General features: G+C 70.6%; 12 protein-coding genes. 5 read left to right on the forward strand and 7 right to left on the reverse strand.

The features are described 5' to 3' along the window. Positions 1 to 66: 66 nt before the first annotated feature. The 5 genes from IE134_RS06025 to IE134_RS06045 all read right to left on the reverse strand — a co-directional run bounded on the left by IE134_RS06025 (position 67) and on the right by IE134_RS06045 (position 4,639). Positions 67 to 771 carry a hypothetical protein gene (locus tag IE134_RS06025; protein WP_189429781.1) on the reverse strand — a complete coding sequence of 235 codons (705 nt, stop codon included), beginning with the start codon at positions 769 to 771 and terminating at the stop codon, positions 67 to 69. 307 nt (positions 772 to 1,078) lie between these two features. Next, positions 1,079 to 1,798 carry an ABC transporter permease subunit gene (locus IE134_RS06030; protein ID WP_010060505.1) on the reverse strand — a complete coding sequence of 240 codons (720 nt, stop codon included), beginning with the start codon at positions 1,796 to 1,798 and terminating at the stop codon, positions 1,079 to 1,081. 30 nt (positions 1,799 to 1,828) lie between these two features. Further along, a complete protein-coding gene (locus tag IE134_RS06035; RefSeq protein WP_030707333.1) occupies positions 1,829 to 2,740 on the reverse strand; it encodes an ABC transporter ATP-binding protein in 912 nt (303 codons plus the stop codon). After that, positions 2,737 to 3,645, reverse strand: a complete 909-nt coding sequence (locus tag IE134_RS06040; RefSeq protein ID WP_030707335.1) for an ABC transporter permease — start codon at positions 3,643 to 3,645, stop codon at positions 2,737 to 2,739. Before IE134_RS06040 ends, IE134_RS06035 begins: the two co-directional genes overlap by 4 nt. Beyond that, a complete protein-coding gene (locus IE134_RS06045; RefSeq protein WP_030707341.1) occupies positions 3,635 to 4,639 on the reverse strand; it encodes an ABC transporter ATP-binding protein in 1,005 nt (334 codons plus the stop codon). The genes IE134_RS06040 and IE134_RS06045 overlap by 11 nt, the downstream gene beginning before the upstream one ends. Before the next feature lie 260 nt (positions 4,640 to 4,899). Here IE134_RS06045 and IE134_RS06050 point away from each other — a divergent pair, with 260 nt between their 5' ends. From IE134_RS06050 to IE134_RS06065, 4 genes are all read left to right on the forward strand, one after another. Next, positions 4,900 to 5,760: a M24 family metallopeptidase gene (locus IE134_RS06050; RefSeq protein ID WP_189429783.1), complete on the forward strand. Its 861-nt coding sequence runs from the start codon at positions 4,900 to 4,902 to the stop codon at positions 5,758 to 5,760. Further along, on the forward strand, positions 5,757 to 7,529 hold the full coding sequence (locus IE134_RS06055) for an SDR family oxidoreductase (protein WP_189429785.1): 1,773 nt from the start codon (positions 5,757 to 5,759) through the stop codon (positions 7,527 to 7,529). Before IE134_RS06050 ends, IE134_RS06055 begins: the two co-directional genes overlap by 4 nt. An 11-nt stretch (positions 7,530 to 7,540) precedes the next feature. Then, entirely contained in the window at positions 7,541 to 8,497 is a 957-nt protein-coding gene (locus IE134_RS06060) for a MerR family transcriptional regulator (protein ID WP_373296766.1), read from the forward strand. A 148-nt stretch (positions 8,498 to 8,645) separates the two neighbouring features. Beyond that, positions 8,646 to 9,188 carry an RNA 2'-phosphotransferase gene (locus IE134_RS06065; RefSeq protein WP_189429787.1) on the forward strand — a complete coding sequence of 181 codons (543 nt, stop codon included), beginning with the start codon at positions 8,646 to 8,648 and terminating at the stop codon, positions 9,186 to 9,188. Between the two features lie 48 nt (positions 9,189 to 9,236). Here the strand turns inward: IE134_RS06065 and IE134_RS06070 are convergent, their stop codons facing one another. Beyond that, a complete protein-coding gene (locus tag IE134_RS06070) occupies positions 9,237 to 10,139 on the reverse strand; it encodes an LLM class flavin-dependent oxidoreductase (RefSeq protein WP_030707355.1) in 903 nt (300 codons plus the stop codon). A 149-nt stretch (positions 10,140 to 10,288) separates the two neighbouring features. On the opposite strand from IE134_RS06070, the gene IE134_RS06075 reads away from it, so the two are divergent. Continuing rightward, positions 10,289 to 11,158, forward strand: a complete 870-nt coding sequence (locus IE134_RS06075; RefSeq protein WP_229823353.1) for a Cof-type HAD-IIB family hydrolase — start codon at positions 10,289 to 10,291, stop codon at positions 11,156 to 11,158. Positions 11,159 to 11,186: 28 nt separating this feature from the next. Here the strand turns inward: IE134_RS06075 and IE134_RS06080 are convergent, their stop codons facing one another. Beyond that, entirely contained in the window at positions 11,187 to 12,893 is a 1,707-nt protein-coding gene (locus tag IE134_RS06080) for a sensor histidine kinase (RefSeq protein ID WP_189429792.1), read from the reverse strand. Between the last annotated feature and the right edge of the window lie 68 nt (positions 12,894 to 12,961).

Below are 12,961 nucleotides of genomic sequence, written 5' to 3' on the forward strand. Positions count from 1 at the left end.
CCACCCGCGCCCCGGACAGCGCGACAGCGGCCCGGCACCGTTTCCCACGGTGCCGGGCCGCTTCACTCAGCGCTGCCCGCGTTGCCCGTCACGGCGGCGCAGATCCTTCAGCTGCCCGGCGAAGGCGTCCATCCGCCCGTCGAGCCGTACGACGTCCTGCTGCACATCCGTCAGCCGCAGACTCATCGCCCCGACCACCTGATGCGTCATCTCCACCTTCCGGTCCAGACTGTCGAGCCGCTCCGACATCCGCACCAGCACCGGCCCGAGCTCCTGCAGGGCACTGCCGACTCCGGTGAGGCAGCTCTCGATGCGCGTGACGCGGTGGTCGAGGGAGGCGTACTGCGTGCGGAGCGACTCCTCGGCGTCGAGGAGGTACGTACGCACGCAGCGGGCGATGTCGCTGTCGCGAAGAAGCAGGGCGATGTTGAGGACGGTGCGGCGGGTGTAGAGGGTCAGCTGCGTGGCAGCCTGTGGATAACTTTCCCGCCCCTCCCTCTCCCATAGAGACAACATGTCCCTCTGGAAAAGCCGCAGATCAGAGCCGCGCAGCACGACGAGGCCATTCTCCTCAACCTCGGCTCGGTGCCGCTGCGTCACCTTCTTCACGACCCCTGTGGATACTTCGAAGTAACGAGCCACATCCTCTGTGCGAACGTGAATTCCGTCCGGGAGCATGACAAGGCTCTTCACCTTGTCGAGAACATCGACGCGCCCCATCTGCTCCCCGCGCAGCGCGCGCGATTCGAGTAGGGCGACTTCCGTGGGCATGGGTATGCCTTTCGTACGAGGGAATGACGAGGACGGCCCATACCCCGGGCTTCAGGGGTGGAGGACGCTCACGGTTGCCACTCACTCGATGACCGGTCCGGTGGGCTGAGCCTCACCCGGTGCCGGCATTCCCCGATTTCACGATCGCTACGACGCCACGGATTCCAGTTGCCTCCACGCACCCTGCCCAACGACCCGATAAACACAACGTCACGCGCACGTCTGTCCGGTCATACGACGATCCCCGCCCTTGCCGGGGCAAGGGCGGGGATCGTCGGGACGCGGCAGGGGTCTCAGGTCGCAGGCCTCACTCCTCGCCCGCCAGCTTCAGTGCCCGCAGCTTCTGGCCCGCGTACCAGGTGGCGGCGACCGTGACCGCGACCAGCAGGACCGTGGCGAGCGGCAGGCCGACCTCCGAGGTCACCACGCCGTCGCCCGACACCTTCTGGGCGACCGCCAGGGACCACTGCTGGACGCTGAGCGTCCGCGCACCGGCCACCAGGCTGCCGAAGAGGGCCTCCCAGACCAGCGCGTAGACCAGGCCGAGGACGACCGCGTGCCGGCTGACCGTGCCGAGCAGCAGGAACAGGGCGCTGTACGCGATCGAGGCGACCAGCGCCGCGATCGTGTAGGCGACGGCGATCTGCTGGCCGTTGCCGTTGAGGATCAGTCCCGCGAGCAGCGTCGGCAGCGCCGAGAACACCATCGTCACCGCGATGGCCACGATCAGCTTGGTGAAGATGATCGTGGGACGTTTCACCGGCTTGGCGAGCAGATAGACGATCGAGCCGTCGTCGATCTCGGGGCCGATCGCCCCGGTGCCCGCGATCACGCCGATCAGCGGCACCATCGTGGCGATGGCGAAACCGCCGAGGACGTTGGAGGCGATCTGGTCGTCGGCCCCGGCGAACATCCGCACGGCCGCGGCGATGAGCAGCAGCAGGGCGGGCAGGACGAACAGGATGGCGGCCCGGCGCCGGCCGAGCAGGGCCCGGTAGGTGAGCCGGGCGACTGTGGGGTCGTACATGACGGTGCACAGCTCCTTTCAGGCCACTACTCAGGCCGCTACGAGATAGGAAAAGACCGATTCGAGGGACTCGTCGGACGGCGAGACGGTGAGCAGCCGGATGCCCTGCTCCCGGGCGACCCTCGGCAGCAGTTCGGTGAACCGCCCGAAGTCGACGGCCTGGATGCGCAGCGCCTTCTCGGTCAGGTCGACCTCGATGCCCGCCGTGGAGGGGTCGGCGATGAGCGCAGCCGCGAGGGCCCGGTCGTCGCTGGAGCGCACCAGATAGCGGTGCGGCCGGTCCTTCATCAGCCGGCGGATCTTCCGGAAGTCTCCGGAGGCCGCGTGCCGGCCCGCCACGATCACCTCGATGTGCGAGGCCAGTTGCTCGACCTCTTCGAGGATGTGCGAGGAGAACAGGACCGTACGGCCCTCGGCGCCCATCCGCCGCAGCAGCTCCATCAGCTGCATCCGCTGGCGCGGGTCCATTCCGTTGAACGGTTCGTCCAGGAGCAGCACCGAGGGCTCGTGGACCAGCGCGGAGGCCATCTTCACGCGCTGGCGCATGCCCTTGCTGTACGTGGCGATCTTGCGGTCCTGCGCGTACTCCATCTGGACCGTGGCGAGCGCCCTCTGTGCCTCGGCCCCTCCCAAACCCTGGAGTTCGGCGTTGGCGACGACGAATTCCTTGCCGGTGAGGAAGTCGTACATCCCTTCCCGCTCCGGGACGATGCCGATCTTCTTGTAGACGCTCTCGTTGCGCCAGATCTGCTGTCCGTCGAGCGTGACCTTCCCCGTCGACGGGGCGAGGAATCCGCCCATCATGTTGATGAGGGTGGACTTCCCGGCGCCGTTCGGGCCGAGGAGTCCGGTGACGCCGGGGCCCACGGTCATGGAGACGTCGTTGACGGCGACCACGTTGCCGAACCAGCGCGAGGTGTGGTCGATCTCGATGGTGGTCACAGCCCGACCCTCCGGTAGCGGCGCATCAGGACGGCGTACGAGCCGGCGACGAGCGCGAGAACAACGATCAGGTAGACCACGCCGACTCCGGCGCCCGGGCCTTCCCCTCCGGGGAAGGCGGAGGTCGCGCCGAGGAACGCGGTCTGGACGCCGTCGATCAGGGTGATCGGCGAGAAGAGGCCGAGCCACTGCACGGCCCCTTCCGACCCGGTCTCCCAGGCGATGGCCTGGACCGTGGAGACGGCGCCGTAGGTGATGGTCAGGAGGGCGATCACCGCGGCGACGCCGAAGCCGCGCCGCGGGGTCAGGGCGGCCATCACCAGGCCGAGCCCGGCGAACAGCACGGACAGCAGCGCCACCGACACCAGCCCCTGGCCGAACCACTTGGTCTGATCGGCGAAGTCGAACTTCGCGAGCAGAGAGCCCACATAGAGGATGAGCAGCGGCGCACCGGTGAGGATGAAGAGCGCGGAGGCGGTGGCGGCGAACTTCGCGACCACGTAGTCGGCGTGTTCGATCGGCCGCGAGAAGTACAGGGGGACGCTCTTGAAACGGAGGTCCCTGGAGACCGCCTGCGGGGCCTGGGCGGCGATGAAGAGGCCGATGACGGCCTGGAGGTAGATCGCGTACGAGGTGTACTTGACCACCAGCTTGCTGGCGTCCGGCGCGGCCATGGAGACCGCCACCAGGATCGCCGCGACCAGCGCCATCACGCCGAACAGCAGCATGGGCAGCACCTTGGACTTGGCGGAGCGGCCCAGTCCGAAGGAGCCCCGCAGGGTCTGCGAGAACAGGGAGCGGCGGGCGTAGGCCCGGCCGAGCCGCGGTCCGTCGTAGGAGCGGTAGCCGATGTTGTGGATCCGGGAGGCGTCGCGCCCGGCCGCGGCCTTGGTCTCAGTGCTCATCGCGACCGCTTCCCTTCTGCTGGACGGCCCCGGCGGTGGCGGCCGCGGCCGGGACGGCGGCTGTCTGCGCCGCGCCCTGTTCGGTACGGAAGACCTCGGCGATCTGATGGCGGCGCTGTTCCATGCGGACCAGGCCGAGCCCGAGCCCGGCGACGCTGTCGCGGACCACGTCGTACGTCTCCTCGCCCGTCGCCTCGATCAGCAGGATGTGGCCCGCGCCCGGCAGACCCTCCGTGTCGATCCCGTCGTGGCCGATGAGCGTGACCCCGGCGTCGGTGAGGACCTTGCGCAGCGCACCGGTGCCGTCGGGGTGGGTGTCGCTGTCGGTCACCTCGACCGCGAGGGTCGCGGTGGTCTGGGTGAAGTCGCTGGTGGAGCTGGAGCGCAGGAGCGTTCCGCCGTCGATGACGACGACGTGGTCGCAGGTGCGTTCCAGCTCGCCGAGGAGGTGCGAGGTCACCAGGACGGAGATGCCGAAGTCGGTGTGGATCCGCCGGATCAGACCGAGCATCTCGTCCCGGCCGACCGGGTCGAGGCCGTTGGTCGGCTCGTCGAGCAGGACCAGCTGGGGGTCGTGGACGAGGGCCTGGGCCAGCTTGACCCGCTGCTTCATGCCGGTCGAGTAGCCGCCGATAGGGCGGTAGCGCTCCTCGTAGAGGCCGACGTGGCGCAGGGTGTCGGCCGTGCGCTCGCGGGCCGCCGTGGGCGGCAGCCCCGACATGCGCGCCATGTGCACGACGAACTCGGTCGCCGAGACGTCGGGCGGCAGGCAGTCGTGCTCGGGCATGTATCCCACCCGTTCCCGGATGGCGGCGCCGCTGGTCGCGACGTCGAGCCCGAGCACCGCGGCCCGGCCTTCGGTGGCGGGGGAAAGACCCAGCAGGATCTTGATCAGTGTGGACTTGCCGGCTCCGTTGGAACCCACCAGACCGGTCACACCCGGTCCGATGTCCAACGTGAGCCGGTCAAGCGCGGTCACCCGGGGGAACCGCATGCTCAGGGCTTCGGTAGCGATTACGGCTGTCACGGAAATGACGTTAGTGGCGCGGACCACAGGGGTCGTCAGCCCTGACGGTTGGATCCGCGTCAGACTCCAGGCGTACACGCCCGTAGGGGGATGCGCCGTGGATCCACCGCGGAGCCGGGGTTTTCCACAGGCCTTGCACACCTCTTGACGCAGCCGCCGGACATTGTCACATTCATCAGTGTCACGTTACGAGCACGTACCGCACACGGCAGGGAACGGACGGTGGCATGACCGGCTTGGCCAAGGCAGTGCAGGACACCAACACCCCTGAGCTGAGGGGATTCAGAGAGGTCCAGCGCCTCGCCTATGCCTGCGCGGAGGCGGTCGCCGGCCAGTTGCGCTCCGGTGTGACCGAGCGCGAGGCAGCCCGGATGCAGCGTGTGTGGCTGCGCGAGCGCGGTGTGCGCGACTGGTTCCACCTGCCGTTCGCCTGGTTCGGGGACCGTACGGCGTTCGCCGGGTTCAAGGTGCCGCTGCAGTTCTTCCCGACCGACCGGAAGCTGGAGCCGGGCATGCCGTTCATCCTCGACATGGCCCCGGTGTACAAGGGGTTCACCGCCGATGTCGGGTATGCGGGCTGCCTCGGCCTCAATCCGCTGCACGACAGGCTGCTGGCCGATCTGGAGGCCCACCGCGAGCTGATCCTGCTCGAGGTGCGCGAGCGCCGTTCGCTGCGCGAGATCTATGGGGATGTCGAACGCCTCATGACGGCGCAGGGATACGCGAACCGGCACCGGGCCTATCCCTTCGGCGTGATCGCCCACAAGGTCGACCGCGTCGCCGAACGCCGTTGGTCCCCGCAGGTCTTCGGCTTCGGCACCCAGGCCCTCAGGGGGCTCGTGAGCGACGCGCTGCACGGCCACCGGGAGGGCTGGTCGCCGCTGTGGAGCCCCTACCGCTTCTCCGACCACCCGCCGCAGCCGGGCCTGTGGGCGGTCGAACCCCACCTCGGATTCCGGGGTACGGGCGCGAAGTTCGAGGAGATCCTGGTCGTCACCGACTCCAAGGACCCCGAGCAGAGCGCCTTCTGGCTGGACGACGACCTGCCGCACGTGCGGCGCTGGGCCGAGGAGAAGGTGACGGCGTGAATCTGTCTCAGGTGCGTGAGCGGACCGTGCGTACGGGAGGCGTCGAGCTGTGTGTCGCCGAACTGGGCGACGCGGGCCGGCCGACCGTGGTGCTGGTCCACGGCTATCCGGACAGCAAGGAGATCTGGTCGGACGTCGCCGTACGGCTGGCCGAGCACTGGCACGTCGTGCTGTACGACGTCCGGGGGCACGGGAAGTCCACCGCGCCCAAGCCGCTGCGCGGCGGCTTCACCCTGGAGAAGCTGACCGACGACTTCCTCGCCGTGATCGACACGGTCAGCCCGGACCGGCCGGTGCATGTGGTCGGTCACGACTGGGGGTCCGTCCAGTCCTGGGAGTTCGTCACGGTCGGCCGGACCGAGGGCCGGATCGCCTCCTTCACCTCGATGTCCGGGCCGTCCCTCGACCACTTCGGGCACTGGATCAAGCGCCGCATGGCCCGCCCCACACCGCGCAAGGTGGGCCAACTGCTCGGCCAGGGCGCGAAGTCCTGGTACGTGTACATGCTCCACACGCCCGTCCTGCCCGAGCTCGCCTGGCGCGGGCCGCTCGGCAAACGCTGGCCGGGGATCCTGGAACGGCTGGAGAAGGTCCCCGCGGGCGACTACCCCACCGCCTCCCTCCCGAACGACGCGGCGCACGGCGCCTGGCTCTACCGCGACAACGTCCGTGCCCGGCTGAGCAGGCCCCGCCCGGACGCCTACGCCCACGCGCCGGTCCAGCTGATCACCCCGACCGGGGACTCCTTCCTCTCCGAGCGGCTCTACGACGGCCTGGAGGACTGGGTTCCCACGCTGGTACGCCGCTCGCTGCCGGCCAAGCACTGGGTGCCCCGCACCCGGCCGGACCAGCTCGCTTCCTGGATCGACGAGTTCGTCACCGCGAACGAGTCCGCCGCGCGGGACGGCGGGCCCGTGCAGCAGACGGTGGCGCAGGGCCCCTACGCGGAGCGGTTCGGCGGTCAGCTGGTCCTGGTGACGGGCGCGGCCTCCGGGATCGGGCGGGCCACGGCGTTCGCGTTCGCCGAGGCGGGCGCCCGGATCGTGGCCGTGGACCGTGACGCGGAGGGCGCCGCCCGCACCGCGGAGATGGCGCGGCTGATCGGGGCGCCCGCGGCCTGGGGCGAGGCCGTGGACGTCAGCGACGAGGCCGAGATGGAGAAGCTCGCCGCCCGGGTCGCCACCGAGTACGGAATCGTCGACGTCCTGGTCAACAACGCCGGGATCGGGCTCTCCGGCTCCTTCCTGGAGACCACGAGCGAGGAGTGGAAGAAGGTCCTCGACGTCAATCTGTGGGGCGTCATCCACGGCTGCCGGTTCTTCGGCAAGCAGATGGCGGACCGCGGCCAGGGCGGCCACATCGTCAACACCGCGTCGGCCGCGGCCTTCCAGCCCTCCCGGGTGCTGCCCGCGTACAGCACGTCGAAGGCGGCCGTGCTGATGCTCAGCGAGTGTCTGCGGGCCGAGCTGGCGGAGAAGTCCATCGGCGTGAGCGCGATATGCCCCGGCATCGTCAACACCAACATCACCGCCACCACACGGTTCGCCGGGGCCGGCGCGGCGGAAGAGGAGCGGCTCCAGAAGCGGACGAGCCGGCTCTACGGCCGGCGCAACTACCCGCCGGAGAAGGTCGCCGACGCGATCCTGCGGGCGGTCGTGCGCAACCAGGCCGTGGTCCCGGTGACCCCGGAGGCGCGCGGCGCCCGGCTGCTGTCCCGGCTGAGCCCGGGGACGCTGCGCTCCGTCGCCCGGCTGAAGCCGCCGCTGTGACCGGGGCGGGGGTGGAAGCGGGGGCTGGGGCAGGAGCCGGGGCAGCCGAGTACCGGATCGAGGACCTGGCGCACGCCAGCGGGGCCACGGTGCGCACGATCCGCGCCTATCAGGACCGAGGGCTGCTCCCGACGCCCGAGCGGCGCGGACGGGCCAATGTGTACCGGGAGGCCCATCTGGCCCGGCTGCGGCAGATCGCGGACCTGCTCGACCGGGGCTACACCCTGGCCAGCATCAAGGAGTTGCTGGAGGCGTGGGACGCGGGGCGGGGTCTCGGCGGGGTGCTCGGGCTCGTCGCGGAGGTGCAGGGGCCGTGGACGGACGAGGAGGCGGACCGGATCACCCGAACGGAGCTGGACGCGAAGTTCGGCGGCGCGCAGGACGACGAGGCGATCGCGGAGGCCGTGGCGCTCGGCGTGCTGGAGCGCGTGCCCGGGCGGGACGATGAGTTCCTCGTGCCAAGTCCGCAAGAGCTGGCGGTGGCAGTCGAGTTGCACGCGGCCGGGGTACCGCTGCTGGCAATCTCCGGTCATCTGCGGGAGCTTCGCGGCCAGGTCGAGCACATAGCCTCCCGTTTCCTGGAGTTCACCACCGAGCACGTCTTCGCCCGCTACCTGGGCCATCGACCGCCCACCGACTCCGACGCGGCCGAGGCGGCGTCGATGGTGCGCCGCCTGCGGCCGCTCGCGCAGCAGACGGTGGTCGCCGAACTGGCCCGCGCCATGCAGTTGTTCGCCACCCGGCATCTGCATCACCACCTCGGCGCCCAGGAGAGCACCATCGAGGGGAGCGAGACCCGTCCGGTGCTCCTCCCGCGCCGGACAACGCAGGCTGTGCAGGAACTCGTTGGCGCCGACCAGGTGGCGGCGTTCGTCGCGGCAGCCGCCGAACGCGAGGTGCAGGCACGCACCTTGGACGCGCTCGCCTCATCTCACGCAAGAGCGAGTAAAATTGAACAAAAGGGTTAAATCGCCTGCCAGTTGTCCACAGAGTCGTCAAATAGTCTGTGGATAAGTTGAGTTGGCTGTGGATCAAACATTGATGCGGAGAAAGACGAAAAGAAGCCTGTAAGAAATCCGGATGCACCGATGAATCGCCTACGGGCACTCTGGCGGGATGGACGAACGTCGCACCGTCAAGGTGTCCAAGTACCTCTCGAAACATCTGCGGCACCAGCCGGAGCGCATCGGCATCACGCTCGACGAGAACGGCTGGGTGGGCGTCGAGACCCTGCTGAGCGCGGCGGCCCTCCACGGCTTCGCCATCAGCCGCGCCGAGCTCGACCACGTGGTCACCGTCAACGACAAGCGCCGCTTCACCGTGGACGGCGACCGTATCCGCGCCAACCAGGGCCACACCGTCGCCGTGGACCTGGACCTGCCGCCGGCCGAACCGCCCGCGTACCTCTACCACGGGACGGTCGCCCGGGTGATGGACGTGATCCGGGCCGAGGGCCTGCGCCCCATGGCCCGCCACCACGTGCATCTGTCGCCCGACCGGGAGACGGCCACCCGGGTCGGCGCCCGCCGCGGCCGCCCCCTCGTTCTCACCGTGGACGCGGGCGCGATGCACCGGGCCGGGCATGTCTTCCGGGTCAGCGCCAACGGCGTCTGGCTCGCCGACGCCGTACCGCCGGAGTTCCTGCGCCTGCGCGACTGAAGAACCCCCGGGAGCGGGAAACCGCCGGACCCACGCCGGCTGCCGCGCCTACGCCAGCTGCGCGGGCGCCTCGGTGGCGATGCGCTCGAAGACCTTCGGGTCGACGTCGAAGACCGAGTCCGGGATCGGGGCGTGGACGACGATCTCCGTGAAGCCCAGCTCCGCATGGCGGCCCGCGAAGTCGACGAACGCGTCCACGGACTCCAGCGGGGCGGTGCGGTCCGGGGTGAAGCCCGTCAGCAGGATCCGGTCCGGCTCCGCGGCGTCCCGGCCGATCTCCGCGCAGGCCGCAGTGAACTTCTCGCCCTGCGCCCGCAGCGCCGCCCGCGACTCCTCCGGGGTGCCGTTCTCGTACAGCTTCGGGTCTCCGGTGGTGACCCACGCCTGCCCGTGGCGGGCGGCGAGCTTCAGCCCGCGCGGCCCGGTCGCGGCGACCGCGAAGGGCAGCCGGGGCCGCTGGACACAGCCGGGAATGTTCCGGGCCTCGTCCGCGGTGTAGTGGGTCCCGCGCTCGGTCACCGCGTCCTCGGTGAGCAGGCGGTCCAGAAGCGGCACGAACTCGGCGAACCGGTCGGCGCGTTCGCGCGGGGTCCAGGCCTCCTGGCCCAGGGCGGTGGCGTCGAATCCGTTGCCTCCGGCGCCGATGCCGAGCGTGATCCGGCCGCCCGAGATGTCGTCCAGGGAGATCAGCTCCTTGGCCAGCGTGACCGGGTGGCGGAAGTTCGGCGAGGTCACCAGGGTGCCGAGACGCAGACGTTCGGTGGCGGTGGCCGCTGCGGTGAGCGTGGGCAGGGCCCCGAACCACGGGCCGTCCCGGAAGGTCCGCCAGGACAGGTGGTCGTAGGTGTAAGCCGTGTGGAAGCCCAGTTCCTCCGCGCGCCGCCAGCGGTCGCGACCGCCCTCGTTCCAGCGGTGGACGGGAAGGATCACGGTGCTCAGACGGGGGCTCATGCCTCCGAGCCTACGACCGTGCCCACGCTCCACGACCACTCGATGGCCATGGCATATGCCAGAGGACTTTTCTGCAGATCAGCACCCCTACCCACTCAAATGTGCGCCCCTTCGCACGCCCGTGCACCCTCGTGGGCGAGAATGGCCCGGTGACCTCAGTGACCGATACGCCTCTTCCCGCCGTGACCCGGCTGATCGCCACCGACCTCGACGGCACCCTGCTCCGCGACGACAAGACGCTGTCCGCGCGCACCGTCGCGGCCCTCACGGCGGCCGAGGAGGCCGGGATCGAGGTCTTCTTCGTCACCGGCAGGCCGGCCCGCTGGATGGACGTCGTACGGAACCACGTCCAGAGCCACGGCACGGCGATCTGCGCCAACGGCGCCGTGGTCACCGATCTGCGGACGGACGGCGACCTCCTCGCCGTACGGGCGCTGGAGCGCGACGCCGCCCTCCACGTCGTGCGCACCCTGCGCGAGGCGGCCCCCGGCACCTCCTTCGCCGTCGAGATGACCACCGGCATCAACTACGAACCGGCCTACCCGCCGTTCCACCTGGACCCGGGAGCCTCGGTGGCCGTCGCCGAGAAGCTGCTGCACGAGGACACCCCGGGCGCCGGCGCGCCCGTGCTCAAGCTGCTGGCGCACCACACCGAGCTGGCGCCCGACGCGTTCCTCGACCTGGCCCGTACGACGGCCGGCGACCGGGCGTCCATCACCCGCTCCAGCCCGTCCGCGCTGCTGGAGGTCAGCGGGCTCGGCGTCTCCAAGGCCACGACCCTGGCCGCCTGTTGTGCCGAGCGCGGCATCGCGCCCGCCGAGGTGGTCGCCTTCGGCGACATGCCCAACGACATCGAGATGCTCAGCTGGGCCGGCGCCTCCTTCGCCATGGGCAACGCCCACCCGGACGTGGTGGCCGCCGCCAAGGGGCAGACCACGACCAACGAGGAGGACGGGGTCGCCGTCGTCATCGAGCGGATCCTCGCCCCCCGCGCGGAGGGCCGCACCGAGGCCCGCTGAAACCTTTCGGCAACGGGGAGGCGACCCCTCACAACGGCGCCTCCCACACCACCGTCGTACCGCCGCCGTCCTCCCCGATGCCCGGCTCGATCCGGCTCGACCCGCCCAGGGACTCGGCCCGGCGAGCCAGGTTGCGCAGTCCGCTGCGGCGGCCGCCCTCCGGGATGCCCACCCCGTCGTCGGCGACCGAGAGCCGTACCGCGGCCCGCCCGTCCGGCAGCGTCACCGTCGCATCCACGACCACATCGATCAGCGACGCCTCCGCGTGCCGGAACGCGTTGGAGAGGGCCTCGCGCAGCGCGGCGACGAGGTTCTTGCCGGTCAGCTCGCCGACGAGCGAGTCCACCGGGCCCAGGAAGCGGTGCGACGGCTTGAAGCCGAGCGGGACGGCCGCCATGTTGATCTCCCGCAGGACGCGGGTGCGCAGCCCCGAGGGGGCCTCGGCCGGCTCCTGCTGGAGCGCGAAGATCGCCGTACGGATCTCCTGGATCGTCACGTCCAGCTCGTCGACCGCCCGGCCGACGCCGGTCCGCACCTCGGGCACCACCGATCTGCGCTGGGCGCTCTCCAGCATCATCCCGGTGGCGAACAGCCGCTGGATGACCAGGTCGTGGAGGTCGCGGGCGATCCGGTCGCGGTCCTCGTACACCGCGAGCCGCTCCCGGTCCCGCTGGGCCTCGGCCATCATCAGCGCGAGCGCCGCCTGGGAGGCGAACTGCGCGGCGAGCGTCCGCTCGGCCTCCGTGAACGGGCGCGCGCCCCGGGACCGGGGAGTGGCCAGGGCGCCGAGCACCCGGCCGCCGCTCTGGAGCGGCAGCAGCATGCTGGGGCCGAACCGGTCGGCCAGCCGGGTCACCATCCGGCCGTCGGAGGCCGAGTCGTCGATGAACACCGCCTCGCCCGCGAGGAGTTTCGCCACCACCGCGCTCCGGCCCGGGATGATCACCCCGAGCGAGGACGAGGGATCGTCGGACGACACGGCGACGATCTCCAGACCGCCCCCCTCGGCGGGCAGCAGCACGATCCCGGCCGCGGCGTCCGCGAGCCGGCGGGCCTGTTCGGCGACCACGGACAGGGCCTCGTCGGCGTCCCCGCCCGACAGGAGTGCCGTCGTGACCGCCACCGAACCGTCGATCCAGTGCTCCCGCTGCCGCGCCGCCTCGTACAGCCTGGCGTTGCCGATGGCGATCCCGGCCTCCGTGGCGAGCACCCGGACCATGTGGAGGTCGTAGTCGCTGAACTCCGCGCCGCCGTGCTTCTCCGTGAGGTAGAGGTTGCCGAAGATCTCCCCCTGGACCCGGATGGGCACCCCGAGGAAGGACCGCATCCGGGGGTGCCCCGGCGGGAACCCCGCGGACCGCGGGTCGGTGGACAGATCGGCCAGCCGGACCGGTGCGGGGTCGTGGATCAGCGCGCCGAGCAGACCCCGGTGGCCGTCGGGGCGTCGCCCGATCTCCTCGGCCACGTCCTGCGGAACGCCGTAGGTCACGAAGTCCGAAAGCCCCTTGCCCAGCTCGTCGACGACGCCGATGGCCGCGTACCGGGCGTGGGCCAGCTCGGCGGCCGTCTCGCAGATCCGGTCCAGGGTGGAGTGCAGTTCCAGCCCCGCGCCGACGGACCGCATCGCCTCCAGGAGCTGCGGCACCCGCGCGGTCAGCTCGGTGGACAGCCCCTGGAGGCTGCGGGTGGCCCGGGTGGCGGCGTCGAGGGAGTCCTTCGGGTCGGGCTCTGCCATGGCCCGAGCCTATTAAGTGCCGATACAGGGCGAAAGTCGGGAATGCACCTGATGGGCGCAAGGGCAGC

Origin of the sequence: Streptomyces rubiginosohelvolus (genome assembly GCF_014649875.1) — a bacterium.
GTDB lineage: Bacteria > Actinomycetota > Actinomycetes > Streptomycetales > Streptomycetaceae > Streptomyces > Streptomyces rubiginosohelvolus.

Excerpts from the sequence above, each read along its gene's own strand:
- IE134_RS06025 (WP_189429781.1), bottom strand. The coding sequence starts at position 771 with ATGCCCACGGAAGTCGCCCTACTCGAATCGCGCGCGCTGCGCGGGGAG.
- IE134_RS06040 (WP_030707335.1), bottom strand. The coding sequence starts at position 3,645 with ATGAGCACTGAGACCAAGGCCGCGGCCGGGCGCGACGCCTCCCGGATC.
- IE134_RS06030 (WP_010060505.1), bottom strand. The coding sequence starts at position 1,798 with ATGTACGACCCCACAGTCGCCCGGCTCACCTACCGGGCCCTGCTCGGC.
- IE134_RS06080 (WP_189429792.1), bottom strand. The coding sequence starts at position 12,893 with ATGGCAGAGCCCGACCCGAAGGACTCCCTCGACGCCGCCACCCGGGCC.
- IE134_RS06065 (WP_189429787.1), top strand. The coding sequence starts at position 8,646 with ATGGACGAACGTCGCACCGTCAAGGTGTCCAAGTACCTCTCGAAACAT.
- IE134_RS06050 (WP_189429783.1), top strand. The coding sequence starts at position 4,900 with ATGACCGGCTTGGCCAAGGCAGTGCAGGACACCAACACCCCTGAGCTG.
- IE134_RS06070 (WP_030707355.1), bottom strand. The coding sequence starts at position 10,139 with ATGAGCCCCCGTCTGAGCACCGTGATCCTTCCCGTCCACCGCTGGAAC.
- IE134_RS06045 (WP_030707341.1), bottom strand. The coding sequence starts at position 4,639 with ATGCGGTTCCCCCGGGTGACCGCGCTTGACCGGCTCACGTTGGACATC.